The 18,198-nt window shown below is 68.8% G+C and carries 13 protein-coding genes; 8 read left to right on the top strand and 5 right to left on the bottom strand.

The annotated features are described in order from the left end of the window. Window positions 1-21: 21 nt before the first annotated feature. The gene (locus BLS97_RS18210; protein ID WP_231988182.1) at window positions 22-843 is read right to left on the bottom strand and encodes a class I SAM-dependent methyltransferase; all 822 of its coding nucleotides are present in this window, start codon (window positions 841-843) and stop codon (window positions 22-24) included. 267 nt (window positions 844-1,110) lie between these two features. On the opposite strand from BLS97_RS18210, the gene rpsA reads away from it, so the two are divergent. From rpsA to BLS97_RS18235, 5 genes are all read left to right on the top strand, one after another. Continuing rightward, the gene (gene rpsA, locus BLS97_RS18215) at window positions 1,111-2,574 is read left to right on the top strand and encodes a 30S ribosomal protein S1 (RefSeq protein ID WP_090478680.1); all 1,464 of its coding nucleotides are present in this window, start codon (window positions 1,111-1,113) and stop codon (window positions 2,572-2,574) included. Window positions 2,575-2,759: 185 nt separating this feature from the next. Continuing rightward, entirely contained in the window at window positions 2,760-3,500 is a 741-nt protein-coding gene (locus BLS97_RS18220; protein WP_090478683.1) for a hypothetical protein, read from the top strand. Window positions 3,501-3,944: 444 nt separating this feature from the next. Continuing rightward, complete coding sequence (gene coaE / locus BLS97_RS18225) at window positions 3,945-4,892, top strand: dephospho-CoA kinase (protein ID WP_090478687.1); 948 nt, start codon at window positions 3,945-3,947, stop codon at window positions 4,890-4,892. Between the two features lie 83 nt (window positions 4,893-4,975). Then, the gene (uvrB, locus tag BLS97_RS18230; RefSeq protein ID WP_090478690.1) at window positions 4,976-7,156 is read left to right on the top strand and encodes an excinuclease ABC subunit UvrB; all 2,181 of its coding nucleotides are present in this window, start codon (window positions 4,976-4,978) and stop codon (window positions 7,154-7,156) included. A gap of 52 nt (window positions 7,157-7,208) precedes the next feature. Beyond that, window positions 7,209-7,649 (top strand): VOC family protein, encoded by a 441-nt coding sequence (locus BLS97_RS18235; protein WP_090478693.1) that lies wholly within the window; start codon window positions 7,209-7,211, stop codon window positions 7,647-7,649. 12 nt (window positions 7,650-7,661) lie between these two features. On the opposite strand, the gene BLS97_RS18240 is transcribed toward BLS97_RS18235, so the two are convergent. Then, window positions 7,662-8,615 (bottom strand): ABC transporter permease, encoded by a 954-nt coding sequence (locus BLS97_RS18240; RefSeq protein ID WP_197676260.1) that lies wholly within the window; start codon window positions 8,613-8,615, stop codon window positions 7,662-7,664. Then, complete coding sequence (locus BLS97_RS18245; protein ID WP_231988183.1) at window positions 8,612-11,575, bottom strand: alpha/beta fold hydrolase; 2,964 nt, start codon at window positions 11,573-11,575, stop codon at window positions 8,612-8,614. Before BLS97_RS18245 ends, BLS97_RS18240 begins: the two co-directional genes overlap by 4 nt. Before the next feature lie 116 nt (window positions 11,576-11,691). On the opposite strand from BLS97_RS18245, the gene BLS97_RS18250 reads away from it, so the two are divergent. The 3 genes from BLS97_RS18250 (at window position 11,692) to BLS97_RS18260 (ending at window position 16,206) form a co-directional block, all read left to right on the top strand. Next, the gene (locus BLS97_RS18250; protein WP_090478696.1) at window positions 11,692-13,632 is read left to right on the top strand and encodes a S9 family peptidase; all 1,941 of its coding nucleotides are present in this window, start codon (window positions 11,692-11,694) and stop codon (window positions 13,630-13,632) included. Between the two features lie 106 nt (window positions 13,633-13,738). Next, window positions 13,739-14,422 carry a TetR/AcrR family transcriptional regulator gene (locus tag BLS97_RS18255; protein ID WP_157695515.1) on the top strand — a complete coding sequence of 228 codons (684 nt, stop codon included), beginning with the start codon at window positions 13,739-13,741 and terminating at the stop codon, window positions 14,420-14,422. A 206-nt stretch (window positions 14,423-14,628) separates the two neighbouring features. Then, window positions 14,629-16,206, top strand: coding sequence for an MFS transporter (locus BLS97_RS18260; protein WP_197676261.1), 1,578 nt, complete (start codon window positions 14,629-14,631; stop codon window positions 16,204-16,206). An 81-nt stretch (window positions 16,207-16,287) separates the two neighbouring features. Here the strand turns inward: BLS97_RS18260 and BLS97_RS18265 are convergent, their stop codons facing one another. Together BLS97_RS18265 and BLS97_RS18270 are read right to left on the bottom strand one after the other, a co-directional pair. Next, window positions 16,288-16,983 (bottom strand): MBL fold metallo-hydrolase, encoded by a 696-nt coding sequence (locus BLS97_RS18265; protein ID WP_090478703.1) that lies wholly within the window; start codon window positions 16,981-16,983, stop codon window positions 16,288-16,290. 48 nt (window positions 16,984-17,031) lie between these two features. Further along, entirely contained in the window at window positions 17,032-18,078 is a 1,047-nt protein-coding gene (locus BLS97_RS18270) for a Gfo/Idh/MocA family protein (protein ID WP_090478707.1), read from the bottom strand. Window positions 18,079-18,198 lie beyond the last annotated feature (120 nt).

Consider the following 18,198-nt stretch of genomic DNA (forward strand, 5'->3'; position numbering starts at 1 on the left):
CGGTCCCGGGCGGGCTAGCGGTCAGCCGAGACGACAGACGTAGATCGTCGTCCCCGGGAACAACTCGCCGCGCTCGGGCGACCACTGGCCCCAGACCCCGTCGAAGTCCTCCGGCCATTCGGGCTCGATCAGGTCCTGGAGGACGAATCCGGCCGCGACCAGCTCCCGGATCCGATCCCCGAGGGTCCGGTGATGCTCCACGTAGGCCGGTACGTCGTCCGCGTCCACCTCGACGTAGGGGGAGCGGTCGAAATACGACTGGATCACCGTCAGGCCCCTCGGGCCCGGATCGTCCGGGAACATCCAGCGCATCGGGTGGGTGGCCGAGAAGGCGAACCGGCCATCGGGCTTCAGGATCCGGGCGACCTCCCGCATCGCCCCGGCCGAATCGGCGACGAACGGAATCGCCCCGAAAGCGCTGAACGCGATATCGAAGCTGCCGTCCCGGAACGGAAGTTCGCACAGATCGGCCTGCACCAGAGGCACGGTGATGCCGGTGCGGCCGGAAGCATCGGTCGCATGCCGCAGCATCCCGGCCGACAGGTCGAACGCGACCACTTCCGCACCTTCACGGCGGAGGTAACGCGCGCACGGTGCCGAGCCACAGCCGATCTCCAGGACGCGCCGCCCGGTCACGTCCCCGAGCAGGTGCGCCTCGGACTCCCGCACGTTCTCCGGGCACCACACGAAGTCGGCGTCACCGAGGAAGGCCCCGTGCTCGGCGTGGTAGTCGTCGGCGTCCGCGTCCCACCACCGGCGGTTCGCCGAGCGGGACACCGGTTGGTCGGCCGCCCGCCGGCGCGGTCGGGTGGGTCCCAGCTGACGGCCGACGGATTCGCTCACGCCGATATCCTGACACCTGGCCGGGCTCGCTCCGGCCGGGGTGATGCCTGTCGCTGACCCGTTCTGGCGTAAGCTGACCCTTGCGATGTGGGTTCTGGCTGCCTCGGAATGGAGTAGGCAGCAACTTTCACGGTCGTCCCGGGTCTCGATCCGGGCCGGCTCCACAACATCGACCCAGGTCGCACCGTGCGTGTCCACCCGGTCCGCGCGGCCGTAGTAGCCGGGCAATCCCGCCCACCAACCCATCCCGTCGGAGCAACCCAACACATGTCCGCACCCACCCGCACCGCCCCGCAGGTCGCCATCAACGACATCGGGTCGGCCGAGGACTTCCTCGCTGCCATCGACGAGACGATCAAGTACTTCAACGATGGCGACATCGTCGAAGGCATCATCGTCAAGGTCGACCGCGATGAGGTTCTGCTCGACATCGGCTACAAGACCGAGGGTGTCATCCCCTCGCGTGAGCTGTCCATCAAGCACGACGTCGACCCCAACGAGGTCGTCAAGATCGGCGAGCACGTCGAGGCCCTCGTCCTCCAGAAGGAGGACAAGGAAGGCCGACTCATCCTGTCCAAGAAGCGCGCGCAGTACGAGCGGGCCTGGGGCACGATCGAGAAGATCAAGGAAGAAGACGGCGTCGTCTCGGGCACCGTCATCGAGGTCGTCAAGGGCGGCCTGATCATCGACATCGGCCTCCGTGGGTTCCTCCCCGCGTCGCTGGTCGAGATGCGCCGCGTCCGCGACCTGCAGCCCTACGTCGGCCGTCAGCTGGACGCCAAGATCATCGAGCTGGATAAGAACCGCAACAACGTCGTGCTCTCCCGGCGGCAGTGGCTCGAGCAGACCCAGTCCGAGGTGCGCAGCGAGTTCCTCAACCAGCTGGCCAAGGGCCAGGTCCGCAAGGGTGTCGTCAGCTCGATCGTCAACTTCGGCGCATTCGTCGATCTCGGCGGCGTCGACGGTCTGGTGCACGTCTCCGAGTTGTCCTGGAAGCACATCGACCACCCGTCCGAGGTGGTCGAGGTCGGCCAGGAGGTCACCGTCGAGGTTCTCGACGTCGACATGGACCGTGAGCGCGTCTCCCTGTCGCTCAAGGCCACCCAGGAAGACCCGTGGCGTCACTTCGCCCGCACGCACGCCATCGGCCAGATCGTCCCGGGTCGGGTCACCAAGCTGGTTCCGTTCGGTGCGTTCGTCCGCGTCTACGACGGCATCGAGGGCCTGGTGCACATCTCCGAGCTGGCCGGTCGCCACGTGGAGATCCCGGAGCAGGTCGTCACCGTCGACGAGGAGATCTTCGTCCGCGTCATCGACATCGACCTCGAGCGTCGCCGGATCTCGCTCTCGCTGAAGCAGGCCAACGAGGGCATCACCCCGGAGACCGAATTCGACGAGGTCCGCGCGCAGTACGGCGTGGTCGACCACTACGACGAGGCCGGCAACTTCCTGCCGCCGGAGGGCTTCGACGTGGCCACCGGCGAATGGCTGGAAGGCTTCGACAGCCAGCGGGACGCGTGGGAGAAGCAGTACGCCGACGCTCACGCCGTCTACGAGTCGCACCTCAAGCAGATCGCGGCGGCCATCAAGGCCGACGCCGAGGCGGCCGAGCCGGCCAACTACTCGTCCGCGACGGTTTCGGCCGACGAGGCCGCGGCTGAGGCCCCGGCCGGGTCTTTGGTCGACGACGAGGCGCTGGCCAAGTTGCGCGAGAAGCTCGCGGGCAACTGATCGCGTCCCGGCCGTGATGGGCCGGGTGTGATCGACATCAGCAGCAAGAGGCGGGGCCGACCATCAGGTCGGTCCCGCCTCTTGCTGTGCCGATCAACCGGACCGGATGGATCTGCCGACATCGGCCACCGAGAGGACGGCGGGTTGACCGAGGTTTGACCGGCTCGCGGCCTAGCGTGGTTGCCATGTACCGAACTGCCCGACACATCGGAATCGTTTCCACGCTGGCCCTGGCGCTGGCCCTGGCCGGATGCACTTCTGGATCAACCACCAAACGCACGGTGACCGTGGTCAACACGGTGACCAGCGGGGCGGCCGCGTCGAAGCCGACCTCGAGCGTGGTCGTGGGCAGTCCGCCGACCTCGGCCAAGCCTTCGACCAGCGCTCCGGCGAGCAGCACCACACCGAAGCCCACGAAGACGAGCCCGACCAAGACCAGTGTCACGGCGGCCCCGATCGTGAAGCTCGACCCACTGAAGGCGGACTGCACCGATCTGCTGACCGCGGACGACGTCAAGGCGGCCATCGGCGCCACCATCGGCAGCGCGACCAACCGCATCCGGCTCGGCGCCGGGGACCGAGGGGCCACGGGCGCCATCCGCTGTCTCTACGGCAGCACGGACAAGGGCAAGACCGCTCCGGTTCGTGTCCGGCTGACCCAGTACTCGTCGGCCGCCGCAGCCAAGAAGCAGATCGGTGTCGACGTCGCGGCGGCGCAGGACGCGGGCGCGAAGGTCACCACGCCGACCATCGAGGGATATCCGAGTTCGCTGCAGCTCAAGGCGGGCGGCGTGATCGAGATGCAGTACGGCACGTGGACGTTGTCCCTGGCCGTCAGTGACAAGCTGGCCAGTGACGCCAAGTTGACCAGTGGTCTGCCGGACCTGGCCGGCCAGGTGTTGACTCGGCTGGTGAAGAACGGCTGACCCACGCCGAGCAAGGGGCCGGCCCGCGGGTCGGCCCCTTGCTCTTTGTCGGTCGGGACCGGCTCGAAGGCCGGGCGAGCGTCGTTCAGTGCGCGGCGAGCGGTGCCGGTGTTGCCGTCACGGGGCGCGGTACGACGTATGCGCGGTGCCGCGCCGGATGACGCCAGGAAGTGAACACACTCCGGTACACGACCTGGACGAAGGTGGCGACATGGACGAGCCCGGGGCGGCCGAGACGGTGTCGTCCTCGAACGAGCGGTGCGGCGACGGTACTCGTCACGATGTCCTCCTACTGGTGCGGTCCGGTCCAGCCCGCTGGGTCGAGCATCATCGACGCGATCAGAGCGCCCACGAGAGCCTTTGATCACGCTACGTGAGAGTCTGAAGGCGCAGTCGGATGTCGTTCGGTGTGTCGTGTGGGCGTTAAGTGCAGGGAGGGACGAGATGACCATCACGGTCGCGGTGACTGGCGGTATCGGGGCGGGCAAGTCGACGGTCGCGGGGATGCTGGCCGCCAGGGGTGCCGTGGTGGTCGATTCCGACCGGCTGGCCCGCGAGGTGGTCGGGATCGGCACGCCCGGCCTGCTGGCCATCGAGCAGAGGTTCGGGTCGGCGATCATCGCCGGCGACGGGTCGTTGGACCGCGCCGCCTTGGCGGCCATCGTGTTCGCCGATGCCGGGGCGCGCAAAGACCTCGAAGGCATCACGCACCCGTTGGTGCGGGCCCGGTTCGAGGCCCTCCGGGCCGCGGCACCCCCCGGCAGCGTCGTCGTCAACGACATCCCGTTGGTCACCAACCGTGACGTAGCCGCCGCCTTCCACCTGGTGGTCGGTGTCCGCGCACCGGACAACGTCCGGGTCGCCCGGCTGATCGATCGGGGCCTGACCGAGGCCGATGCCAGGGCCCGGATGGCGACCCAGATCGATGACGAACTCCGGCGGTCTCTGTGCGACGTCTGGATCGACAACGGCGGATCACCGGTCCAGGCCCGGCGTCAGACCGACCTGTTGTGGTCGCGGTTGGTCCAGTTCGCCGCCAACGTCGATGCCCACCGGGTGGCGCCGGACGGTGACGGTTCCGTGGTCGCCTACCGGCCGGAATGGCCGCTTGCCGCCGCACTCCTGTCGGACCGGATCGAACGAGTCATCGGAGCCGGCCCGGTCCGTCACGTCGGACCGACGTCGCGTCCCGGTCAGCCGGCGATCGACTGCATCGAACTGGAGGTCGGGGTGGTCGGGCGGGACCAGGTCGAATCGTGGGCACCGGCGCTCGCCGAGGCCGGGTTCCCGCGGCGGCCCGACGCGCCGGAGCCGGCGCCGGGACGGCTCGACGTCGCGCACGGAAACGCCGACCCAGGACGAAGTCTCAATCTCTACTTCACGGTGAGGTAGAACGGTTCGGCAGACCGGGGCCGGAGGCCGGGGCGACGCTCGGTCACAGGTGACTGTCGGTGCCCCCGCGTAGCCTGTGAAACGTGGCATTCGCGACCGAACATCCAGTACTCGCCGTCTCCGAACATCGACCGGTGGGGGCCATTCCGCGCAGCAATGCGCGGTTCGAGGTCATCAGTGACTATCGCCCGGCCGGCGATCAGCCGACGGCGATCGCCGAGCTCGAGCGCCGCATCAAGGCCGGCGAGAAGGACATCGTCCTGCTCGGGGCGACCGGTACGGGCAAGTCGGCGACGACGGCGTGGCTGATCGAGAAGGTGCAACGTCCGACTCTGGTCATGGCGCCGAACAAGACGCTGGCCGCCCAGCTGGCCAACGAGTTGCGGGAGCTGTTCCCGAACAACGCCGTCGAGTACTTCGTGTCGTACTACGACTACTACCAGCCCGAGGCGTACGTCCCGCAGACCGACACCTACATCGAGAAGGACTCGTCGGTGAACGCCGACGTCGAACGCCTACGGCACTCGGCCACCATGTCGTTGCTCTCCCGCCGCGACGTGATCGTGGTCGCGTCGGTGTCGTGCATCTACGGTCTCGGTACCCCGCAGTCGTACCTGGATCGCTCACTGCCGGTGAACGTCGGCATGCAGATGGACCGGGACGCCCTCCTCCGTGCGCTGGTCGACATCCAGTACTCGCGCAACGACCTGGCCTTCACGCGCGGCGCCTTCCGGGTCCGCGGCGACACCGTCGAGATCATCCCCGCCTACGAGGAACTGGCCATCCGGATCGAGTTCTTCGGCGACGAGATCGAGAAGCTCTATTATCTGCATCCGCTCACCGGGGACATCGTGCGAGAGGTCCCGGGCCTGCGGATCTTCCCGGCCACGCACTATGTCGCCGGTCCGGAGCGGATGGCCAAGGCGGTCGCCGCCATCGAGGACGAACTGGCCGGCCGGCTGGCGGAACTGGAGAAGCAGGGCGACCTCCTGGAGGCGCAGCGCCTCCGGATGCGAACCACCTACGACCTGGAGATGATCCGCCAGGTGGGGTTCTGTTCGGGGATCGAGAACTACTCCCGGCACATCGACGCGCGCGCCGCCGGAACCGCTCCGGCCACCCTGATCGACTACTTCCCCGAAGACTTCCTGCTGGTCATCGACGAGTCCCACGTCACGGTTCCGCAGATCGGCGCCATGCACGAAGGGGACGCGTCGCGGAAGCGCACGCTCGTCGATCACGGATTCCGGCTGCCGTCGGCCCTGGACAACCGTCCGTTGACCTGGGAGGAGTTCGCCGGCCGGATCGGGCAGACGGTGTACCTCTCCGCCACCCCGGGGCCGTACGAGTTGGGTCGGGCCGGCGGCGAGTTCGTCGAACAGGTCATCCGCCCGACCGGCCTGGTCGACCCCGAGGTGATCATCAAGCCGACGACCGGGCAGATCGACGACCTGATCGGTGAGATCCGCAAGCGGGTCGAGGTGGACGAGCGGGTCCTGGTCACCACTCTGACCAAGAAGATGTCCGAGGACCTCACCGACTACCTGCTGGAGATGGGCGTTCGCGTTCGGTATCTGCACTCGGAGGTCGACACCCTGCGTCGGGTCGAATTGCTCCGGGAGCTCCGGCTGGGGGAGTTCGATGTGCTGGTCGGCATCAACCTGTTGCGCGAAGGTCTCGATCTGCCCGAGGTGTCGTTGGTGGCCATCCTCGACGCGGACAAGGAGGGGTTCCTGCGGTCCGGTACGGCACTGATCCAGACCATCGGCCGCGCCGCCCGCAACGTCAACGGCCAGGTGCACATGTACGCCGACAAGATCACCCCGTCGATGGCTCGGGCGATCGAGGAGACGGACCGTCGGCGCGAGAAGCAGGTGGCCTACAACCTCGCGGCCGGCCTGGATCCTCAGCCGCTGCGGAAGAAGATCAACGACATCCTGGCCCAGGTGTACGCCGAGGCCGAGGATACGGCCGAGATCACCGCCTCCGGGTCCAAGGTGAAGCTCGGTGGGTCCGGACGGAACGCCTCCCGTGGACGGAAGGCGCCCGGAGAGGTCGGTGGTAGTTCGGGCGTGTTCGCCGGTCACTCCACGGCTGGGATGGCAAGGTCGGAACTGGCCGATCTGGTCCAGCAGCTCACCGATCAGATGATGGCTTCGGCTCGCGAGTTGCAGTTCGAACTCGCCGGCCGGTTGCGCGACGAGATCCACGAGTTGAAGAAGGAGATCAGGGACATGGACGCGGCTGGCGTCGGAGCCCGGTGACGGCGGCCATCGTCCGAACGACACCACCTCGGTGCGGGACAGGGAGTTGGGCATGAGCAACGCTGTGCAGGTCCAGATCGTGATCGACGCGAAGAGCCCGGCTGTGCTCGCCGAATTCTGGTCGGTGGCCCTCGGATACCGACTCGACGATCCGCCGCCCGGATTCGAGACCTGGGAGGAAGCGCTGATCGCTTCGGACGTCCCGCCGGACCGGTGGGACGACGCCAGCGCGATCGTCGACCCGCACGGCCCGGGGCCTCGGGTGTTCTTCCAGAAGGTGCCCGAGGCCAAGGCAGTGAAGAACCGGTTGCACATCGATGTCGGTGTAGGCCGCGGGATCGCCGACCCCGAGGTGCGCTGGGAAACGGTCCAGGGGCACGTCGAACGCCTGGTCGGTGTCGGGGCGACGGTGGTCGAGGAACGCAAAGGCGAATGGGGCGACCGCTGGATGGTGCTGCTTGATCCGGAGGGCAACGAGTTCTGCGTGCAGTAGCCTGCCCGCCGCTCAGCTGGTGATGTCCTTGCGCCGGAACCGGAGCGTCGCGATCAGGACGAACACCAGCGCATAGGCCAGTCCGGCGAAGGCGCCGCGGATCATGTCGTCCCAGCGGATCGGGTCGACCACCGCCCCGGTCCAGGCCAGCGAGTAGTGCGTCGGGAGCCAGTTGCGGATGCCGCCCAACGCGGTGATCTGGTCGAGGATCTGCGACAGGATGGACAGCAGTACGGCTCCGCCGACCGCACCGAGAGGCGCGTCGGTCACGACGCTCAGGAGGAAGGCCAGCCCGGCCACCCAGGTGAGTTGGACGGCCAGATACCCGACGACCACCAGGAGGCGCAGCAGTCCGGTCCCGGTGTCGAACTGGTCGCCGATCGGCGTCGACAACGGCCCGCTGCCATACGCGATCAATCCCACGACGTAGGCCGTGGTGGGCAGGATGACCAGGGCTGAGACGGACAGGAATCCGGCGACGAGGATCTTCTGACGCAGGAGCCGCACCCGGGGTACCGGCATCGCCAGTAGGTACCGCAGCGACGACCAGGACGCCTCCGATGCGATCGTGTCCCCGAAGAACAGGCTGATCACCACGATCAGCAGGAAGCTGGCCGAGAAGAACAGGGCCACCAGGGCGAAGTTGCCCGCGCCGGACTTGGCCAGGTCGACGAAGGACGTGCTGGTGCTGGAACGGTTGGAGTTGCTGCTGCCGAAGGAGAACGCCACGAGCAGGATCAGCGGCAGGATCACCATGAAGCCGAGGGACAGCTGGGTGCGCCGCCGGCGCAACTGACGCATGAGTTCCACCCGCACGGTCAGGGTGTGCCCGGCCCGGTAACCGGCCGGTACACCAGAGGCAGTGGCCGGGAGCGGCGGTCCCATGGAGGCCATCGTGCTGGCGGCCACGTCGCCCGAGTGGTCGTGACGATGGGCGGCGCCCGGACGGGCCTGGTCGTTCGTCATCGGGAACCTCCGGCGATGGGGTCGGCGGCGCCGACCAATTCGAGGAAAACGTCCTCGAGACGATTCCGTGGGGCCGCCGTCCTGATTCCCACCCCGGCTCCGACCAGCGCGCTGACCGCGTCGGCCGGCCGGCACGACCCGAGATCGGCGCGCAGCAGACCACCATCCCGCCGATCCAGGTCGGGGTCGTCCAGCTCGACCGCGCGCACGCCGGGCAGGGATCTCAGCACGGTGATCGCCCGGTCCGGATCGTCGACCGAGAAGACCATGTCACCGGAGGCCGAGACCATGTCGGCCACTGTCCCGGCCGCGATCGTGCGGCCCTGATGGACGACCACGACATGACTGCACGTCTGCTCGACCTCGGAAAGCATGTGGCTGGAGACCAGGACCGTGCGTCCGGTCGCGGCGTATCCCCGGAGCACCTCGCGCATGGCATGGATCTGGGGCGGGTCAAGGCCGTTGGTCGGCTCGTCGAGCAGGAGCAGGTCGGGTAGTCCGAGCATGGCCTGGGCGATGGCCAATCGTTGACGCATGCCCTGCGAGTACGTCTTGACCTTGCGGTTGATCGCCTTGCCGAGGGCGGCGATCTCCAGTGCCTCGTCGAGGTGGGCGTCGGCCCGCGGACGCCCGGTCGCCCGCCAGTACAGGTCGAGGTTGGCCCGGCCGGAAAGGTGCGGCAGGAAACCGGATCCCTCCACGAAACTCCCGATCCGGGCCAGGATCTCGGCCCCCGGGCGCACCCGCTGGCCGAACACCCTGATCTCCCCCGAGGTCGGGGTGATCAGACCCATCACCATCCGCAGGGTGGTCGTCTTGCCGGCCCCGTTGGGCCCGAGCAACCCCAGGACCTGGCCCGCCCCCACGGTGAAGGTGACGTCCGTCACCGCGGCCACGCCCCCGGGATACGACTTTCCGAGCCCGGTGATCACCAACGGCAACCGGTCCGCCGGCGACGGTGACGGCGCACCGGCGGCCGCCGGCGCCGGGCGGCGGGTACGGACCCGGCCACCCAGAACCAGCGCCACGACGGCGATCAATGCCAGAACGATCAGGGCCACCAGCGTGCCGACCGGAATGTCTCCGGCCGACACCCGGATCCCGCCGACCTCGGGAACGGTGACGACGTGGACGTTGCCGGCCAGCCCCACGCGGTACACCGCCGGAGCAGTCGGCCCGGCATACGCCTGATCGGTGGTGGTCAAGGTGATCTCGATCCGCGAACCGGCCTCGACCTGCAGGGCCACGGCCGGGAGGTTGATCGTCACGGTCCTGGAGCTGCCGTCGGCCGGAAGACCGGTCAGGCGGACGGGCGCGACCGCGTTGCCGGCCAGGGTTCGCACACCGCCGGCGCTGATCTTGCTGATCGACGCGAACAGGACGGCACCGGAACGGTCGGACCCGGCGCTCTGCGGAAGCGACACGGACGAGACCGAGACCGACACCGTTGGTGTCCCGGCGATCACCGTCAGGGCCTTCAGCGGAGCCGAGGTGAACCGGGCCACCTGGCCCGGGATACCGGACGACAACGCTGACAAGGCGTTGCCGGCCAACGCGGACAAGCCGGGGATGGCGGAGATCCCGGCTGGTGCGCCGCCGGGTGGATTCAGCACGGTCTGGGTCGCGCCGGTGAGCGGAATCGCTACCTCCGGCGTCCGGGCCGCTCCAGACACACCCAGATAGGCCGGCACCTGCAGCGTCCGGGTCCGGGCCACCCCGGTGTCGGACAGCGGGCCATCGACGCTGTAGGAGAACGCCGTTGACGGCTTGGCGCCGATCCCGGAGAGGTAGTACGAGAACCAGTTGGTGATCCGGTCCTGGGTCACCTGGTCCGGACTACCGCCGTCGTGACCGCCGTTGTACCAGGTCACAGCGACCGTGGTGCCGCGGGCGGCGATGGCGCGGGCGTTGGCGTCGGCCTGGTCGAGCCCGAAGAGGGTGTCTCGTTCGCCTTGGACGAGCAGGGTCGGGGCGGTGATCCGGCCGACCACCGCGGAGGGGCTCGAGCGGGCCAGCAGGGCGGACAGCGTCGAGTCGAGCATGCCGGTCTGCGCGGCGGTCGAATAGGCCGCGCACAGAGCCGGCATCAGCCGGCCGCAGCCGGTGGTGGTCGCCGACGAGGAGGCCGAGCCGTCGGTGACCGATCCGGCGTTCGGGTCCGGCGGTGCCGCGGTGGTGGACTTTCCCCGGCCGAACCCGGCGTCGCCGTTGTCGCTGGGCGCCGTCGTGCTGGTCGCGCCGCTCAGAGCGGATCCGGAGATGACGGAGGCCAGCAGATTCGCCGCCCACGACTTCTTGAATACTCCGTTCGAGCTGCCGTCGGCCTGCGCCGGGGTCCCGTCGGCGACGGCGCCGGGCGGGGCGACCGCGTTCGGGAACAGCGCGGTGGCCAGGTTGTTCCACGTGATCAACGGGGCCACGGCATCGATGCGGGGATCGGTTCCGGCCAGCATGAGGGACAGCGCCCCACCGTAGGACGCGCCGGTGACACCGACCCGAGGATCACCCGGCCCGTCCAGCTGCACTTCTGGGCGAGTGGCCAGCCAGCTGACCAGCGCTCGGGCGTCGGGGACCTCGTATTCGAGCGAGTCGAGTGCGATCTGACCGGACGAGTGGCCGAATCCACGGGCGGAATACGCAAGGACCACGAAACCGCGAGCGGCCAGCGTTCTGGCGTCGCCGGCAACGGACTGCTTCGATCCACCGAAACCGTGCGCCATCAGCACGGCCGGGGCGCGTCCGGATCCCGGCGGCAGGTAGAGCGTGGCGTCGATCTTCACCTGGCCGGTGACCCCCGGCCCGCCGGGCACCGAGATCGTCTCGTCCTGCGTCCGGACGGCCGACGACGGTTCGGCGTTCTTCGGTGTTGCGACGAGCACGATGGCGGCCACGATCACCAGGGCCACCAGCGAGGCGAGCAATTTCCGGGTCCGACCGGCGAGCAGACGGTCCAGGCGCACCCTCACCTGCGCGGCCGGGTGGTGGACGCGGCGGCGATGATCAAGGGGCGCATCAGTCAAGGGTGCCAGAGAGCGGCGGCGGACGGTGACTGTCCCTGCGGGATACGGTCGTCCGTGTGAGACCCGATGACATCGCCCAGCTGAAGATCCCCGGTCGACCCGCGATCACTCCGAACGGGGAGGTACTCGTCGCTGTCGCCACCTGCGAACTGGACGCCGACCGCTACGGCGGTTCGTTGTGGCAGTTCGGAGCGGCCGGAGGGCGCCGCCTCACCTTCGGTCCGCGGGACACGTCCCCCGTGCTGTCACCGGACGGGCACACCTTGGCCTTCCTCCGTTCGCCGGCGACCGGCCCCGCGCAGTTGCACGTCATCGACCTGAACGGCGGCGAGGCGACGAAGCTCACCTCTCACCCGATGTCGGTGCAGCACCCGACTTTCTCGCCGTCCGGTGATCGGATCGCCTACGTCACCGCGGTGCCCGAGACGGGTCGCTACGGCACCGACGCCGAGGTCGGCGCCGAAGCCGAAGCGCCCCGACTGATCGACCGCCTCTCCTACCGGCGCGACGGCCGGGGCTTCCTGCTCGACCAGCCGGATCAGATCTTCGTCCTCGATCTCTCCGGCGACCGGGACGGCGAGCCGGTCGCCGTCACCCGGGAACCGGATCTGCGGGGCGTCCCGGTCTGGCTGGACCAGGATCGCCTGGCGTACGTCCGGGCGGCCCGCCCCGACCTTCCGCAGGCCGAGTTCGCGGTGGTCGCCGCGGATCCCGGGGGCTCCGAGCCGTCTCCCGGGGAGTTGCTGTGTGTGCTTCCGGGAAACGCCGAACAGGCGGTCGCGGTCGATGGCGACCTGTACTACCTGGGGGCGGAATTTGCCGGAATCGATTCGTCGGGGCGGACCACGGCGCTGTGGACGCTCCCGTCCGGCGCCGGCACGCCCCGGCGGATGACCGGCTGCGACGTCGAGGTCGACGGCACCTGCCGGCCGGTCCGGCACGGTGACCACATGCTGGTCGCGGTGCTTCACCGGGGCACCGTCGGTGTACGCACCGTGGCGCTGTCGGCGGACCGACTCGACCTCGAGGACCTGCCGGTGGTTCTCGGCGGCCCGCGGGTGGTTTCGGCCTTTGCCGCTGCGCAGGGCGTGCTGGCCGCGGTGGTGGCCGACCCGAGCAGTGCCGGCGAGGTGATCACCGTCGGGTTGGCGCCGGACGGTGCGCTCGCCGGGTCGGAACGGGTGCTCACCGAACTGGGCGCCGAGGTCCGGGCCGGTGGGCTGGCCCGCCAGATCGAGATCACGGCCAGCGCCCCTGACGGCTATCCGGTTCATGGCTTTTTGGTGCTGCCGTCGGGGGAGGGGCCGCATCCGGTCCTGTTGGATGTGCACGGCGGCCCCCACGCCGCCTACGGATGGGGTCTGTTCGACGAGGCCCAGGTGTATGCCGGAGCCGGGTACGCGGTGGTGCTGCCCAATCCCCGCGGCTCGGCCGGGTACGGGCACGAGCACGGCCGGTCGGTGCTGGGGCGCCTGGGCACCATCGACGCCGACGACGTCCTGGCGTTGCTCGACGCAGCCCTGGCCCGGCCCGACCTCGATGCGTCAAGGGTCGGGGTGATGGGCGGTTCGTACGGCGGATTCATGACGTCCTGGCTGGCGTCGCACGCCCCGGACCGGTTCACCGCGGCCATCAGCGAGCGAGCGGTGAACGCCTGGGACAGCTTCGCCGGGTCGAGCGACATCGGTCACTACTTCGCCGAGGTGTACGCCGGTCCGACTCGCGAGACCCAGTGGCAGGCTTCGCCTCTGGCCTACGCCGACGACATCTCGCTCCCGCTGTTGATCATCCATTCCGAACATGATTGGCGGTGTCCGCTCGAGCAGGGCCAGCGACTGTACGTCGCCCTGAAGAAGCGGGGGGCCGAGGTGGAGATGCTGTTGTTCCCGTCCGAGGGGCACGAGTTGTCCCGGTCGGGGCGACCGCGTCATCGCCTGCAGCGGTTCGAGGCCATCCTCGCCTGGTGGGAGCGGTACCTACCGGTGGAACGACCCTGACCGTCGGTGGCCTGTTCGGAGGCTCGGGATCGCGTCCGCAGTGAACTAGCTCACAAGATGTGAAAAGCACGTACGCGGGCCGGATGTGAACGGTACCGTTTCGTTCATGTCGGAGATCGTCGGTCTAGCGAACGTGCCGCGAGCGGCGTCGTCCCGTTTCGCGGCCATCGGGAAGCTCGGCTGTCCGGTCAGCACGGTCACTCGCCGTGGTGCCGGCCGCGAGGCCGCGATCTGTCAAGCCGTGGTCGAGCTGTTGAACGAGACGAGCTACGAATCCGTGACGATGGATGCCGTGGCGGCGCGCGCGAAAGCTTCGAAGGCCACCATCTACCGCCGCTGGTCCAACAAGAACGATCTGGTGGTCGATGCGCTGCGCCGGGTCTTCGAGGGTATGGACGACGTCCTGATCGACACCGGGAGCCTGCGGGACGACATCGTGGCCCGGATGCAGCGCCAGTTGCAGGATCCGGTCCTGCTGTCAGCCAACACGGCGGCGCTCAAGAGCCTGGTCTACGCCGCCTCCGACGACGAGGCGTTTGCGGCGTCCCTTCGCGAAACCCTTCGTGATGCCCAGTTCGCCGCGTTGCAGGGATTGCTCGACCGGGCCTTCCGCCGCGGAGAAGTGCGACGGCCGGTCGATGCGGCTCTGGTGTTCGAGGTCGCGCAGGCCCAGTTCTGCGCCCGCACCGGGGTCGACGCGAAGTGCGTCGACGCCGGGTACGTCCAGCACCTGGTCGACGACGTGCTGATGCCGGTGATCCGGCACGCCGGGGCCATCCCGACGAGTTGATTCCCACCTGATTTTCCGGGCGATTGTCGAAATCCAGTTGCCCGGTTCGACGTACGAGTAGTTCCCTGCTTCGGTGCCATGACGACGCGGTCAGCGGCAGCAAGACCCGGGCCGATGTCGGCCGTAAGCGACTGTCGGTGCTCACCGACATGATGTTCTCGGTTCAGCTCGACTGCTGAACTGTCTCTCTCGACAAGGAGTCCCGTGTGACCAGTCCGACGACTGACCTGGAAAAATCGGGGTCCGTCAGCGACCTCGATCCGAAGCGATGGCTGGCGCTCATCGTCATCGGCATCGCACAGCTGATGGTGGTGCTCGACGCCACCATCGTCAACATCGCACTGCCCGATGCCGCGACCGCGCTGCACATCTCCGACGCCAACCGGCAGTGGATCGTCACCGCCTACGCCCTGCCCTTCGGTGCCCTGCTGCTCCTCGGTGGCCGCATCGGTGACTACCTCGGCCGCAAGAAGATCCTGATGATCGCCCTCGGCGGATTCGCCCTGGCCTCGGCCCTGGGTGGCATCGCCCAGGACTTCGTGATGCTGGCCGGCGCGCGCGCCCTGCAGGGCGTCTTCGCGGCCATGCTGGCCCCGTCGACCCTGTCGATGCTGACGGTGACGTTCCGCGACCCGAAGGAGCGGGCCAAGGCGTTCGCCGTGTTCGGCGCGATCGCCGGCGGCGGCGCCGCCGTCGGTCTGGTCCTCGGCGGGCTGCTGACCGAGTACGCCACCTGGCGGTGGTGCCTCCTGGTGAACGTCCCGATCTCTGTGGTCGCCATCATCGGCACCTCGATCTACCTTCACGAGTCGAACACCGAACGGCAGGGGAGCTACGACGTCCTGGGTGCCCTGTTGGGAACCATCGGGCTGGGCATGCTGGTCTGGGGCTTCAACCAGGCCGCCTCTCATTCGTGGTCATCGCCGAGCACCTGGGGCTGGCTGGTCGGGGCGGTCGTCCTGCTGGTGCTGTTCGTGGTGCTCGAGAGCCGCAACCCGCATGCCATCCTGCCGATGCGCATCCTCAAGGACCGCAACCGAGCCGGCGCCTATGTCGTTGGCCTGCTGGTCGGCACCGGTCTGTTCGCGGTGTTCCTGTTCCTCACCTTCTTCCTGCAGGGCGTCAAGCTGTGGAGCCCGGTCCAGTCCGGCGTCGCGTTCCTGCCGTTCAGCGCCGGAGTCATCATCGGTGCCGGTGTCGGGTCACAGCTGGTGCTGAAGGTCGGAGCCAAGATCGTCGTACCGGCCGGTCTCATCCTCGGTGTCCTCGGCCTGGTCGTGCTCTCCCGGTTGACGCTCAGCTCCAGCTACGTGGGCACCATCCTGCCGGCCGTGCTGCTGATGTCCGTGGGCATGGGCTTCATCTTCATGTCCACCACCAACGTGGCGTTGCACGGGGTCGACGCCAAGGATTCGGGTGTGGCGAGTGCGATGGTCAACACCACCCAGCAGATCGGTGGTTCGCTCGGAACGGCCCTGCTGAGCACATTCGCCGTCAGTGCCACCACGGCGTACATCGCCGGCCACATCGACAGCGCGGCAACGGGTGCCGCCGTGCAGCTCTACCAGACGAATCCCAACGCCTTCGCGGCCGCGGCGGCCGTTCCGGATAGTGCGGCACAGAAGGCCATGGTGCTGATCAACGCGGCCAGCACCCACGGGTACAGCGTTGCCTTCACCTGGGCCGCGGGTCTGTTCGCTCTGGCCACGGTCGCGTCGTTGCTGCTGATCAACGCCAGCAAGACGGACGCTGCGGCCGTCGAGCCGGGTCTGGCCATGGCCTGACGGTCGGCTGACCGATCGCCAAGAGAACGAGAGGGCCGGTGGCCGGAGGAGACTCCGGCCACCGGCCCTCTCTGTTTTCGCCTACCAGCCCCGGGCCCGCCATTCGGCGAGGTGTGGGCGCTCGGCGCCGAGGGTGGTGTCATCGCCGTGCCCGGGATACACCCACGTGTCGTCGGGCAACCGGTCGAAGACCCGTTTGGTCAGGTCATTCATCAAGGAGGCGAAATCAGCCGGGGACGTGGTCCGGCCCGGCCCGCCGGGGAAGAGGGAATCCCCGGTGAACAGGTGGGCCGTGCCACCCGGGTCCTGGTAGAGCAGGGCCACCGAGCCCGGGGTGTGCCCGCGCAGGGCGATGGACTCGAGCTGGCACGACCCGAGCGGTACCGCGTCGCCCTGGCCCAGCGGTACGTCGGTCGGGACCGGCAGATCCGCCGCGTCGGGAGCGCCCGCGTAGAGGTTGGCTCCGGTCTGGCCGGCGATCGCGCCGAGGGCCTGCCAGTGATCCCGATGGGAATGCGTGGTGACGATGCTCCGCAGACGCGGGCGGTCCGGGCCGACCCCGAGCAGATCCGCGATGCGCTCGCTGTCGTTGGCCGCGTCCACCAGCAGGGCGTCACCGGTCTCCAGACAGGTCAACAGGTAGACGTTGTTGTCCGTCGGGCCGACCGACATCTTGGTGATGCTGATCGCGCCGAGACGGCGGGTCGATGGTTCACCCCGCGGTTCGACATGGCCGGTGTACAAGGGAGTTCCGTCGTCATGGGCGGTTGAGCTCATGGGGCCAAACCTACAACGCGGTGTTCCGGGCTCCGCCGGAGGTTGGCGTCAGACCTCGACGACGCGGTGCTCTGCGGCCGAGATGCGCGCCTGGTCGATGATCCGGGCGGTCGCCACGGCGTCGTTCGGATCGACCGGTACCGGACCCTCGCCGCGAACGGCGGCGGCCGCCGCCGGGTAGAACCAGTCCCAGCGACCACGTTCGGAGGGCACCACCACCGTGCCGTCGGCTGTGGTCAGTCGGCCGAAGCCCGACGGCGGCTCGACGCCCCACGCGTCACCGAGCGTGCGGGGGCTGGCGCCGGACTTGAGTTGAGCCTCCTGCACGTCGAACCCGTCCACCAGATACCCGCCCCGGTCCCCGTTGACCTGGAGTCGCGGGCCTTCCGCCGCGCTGGCCATCCCGGCGGCGATGGTGGAGAACACCCCGCCGGCGTGCTCGAGGTGCAGCTCCACCTCGTCCTCGGCGCCGCTGCCGGGCCGGATCGCGCGCAACTGGGCGTGGAGCCGGGCGACCGGACCGAACAACTGCAGGGCCTGGTCGATCAGGTGCGGACCGAGGTCGAGCAGCGTGCCGCCTCCGGTGCTCACCGCGGTGGCCCAGCCCGGCCGCACCGGACGGAGCCGGTCGATCCGGGAGACGAACCGGTGCACCCGGCCCAGCCGGCCGTCCGCGATCAACCGGCGGACGGTCAGGAAATCCGTGTCCCAGCGCCGGTTCTGATAGACGGTCAACATTCGCCCGGCGTCTCGGGCATGGTCCACGAGGCGCCGGGCCGCCGCCTCGGTCAGCGCGAACGGCTTGTCGACCACGACGTCCAGGCCCAGATCCAGCGCCCGGTGAGCCAGGTCCGTGTGTGTGGCCGGCGGGGTGGTGATCGTCACCGCGGCCACCCCGAGGTCGGGCAGTTCGGTCAGGTCCGACACGGCTCGGGCCGATGGCAACCGGTCGGCCACCTCGGCCCGTCGCCCGGGATCGCCGGTGACGACGGCCACCAGTTCGACGCCGTCGGCGCCGGCCAGCATCGGAGCGTGGAACACCCGGCCGCCCGATCCGTATCCGACCAGGGCCCAGCGCACGGGGGGAATCGTCATGCGCTCATCCTGCCCGGTCCGGTGGTGCGGGTCGGCACCCCGGTGGACCGGCCGCCGGTGCCCGTCGACCCCGACTTGAGGGCTACAACTCACTGTCACCGGCCTGACCTGCGTCGATGA

Origin of the sequence: Nakamurella panacisegetis, assembly GCF_900104535.1 — a bacterium.
Taxonomy (GTDB): Bacteria; Actinomycetota; Actinomycetes; order Mycobacteriales; family Nakamurellaceae; genus Nakamurella; species Nakamurella panacisegetis.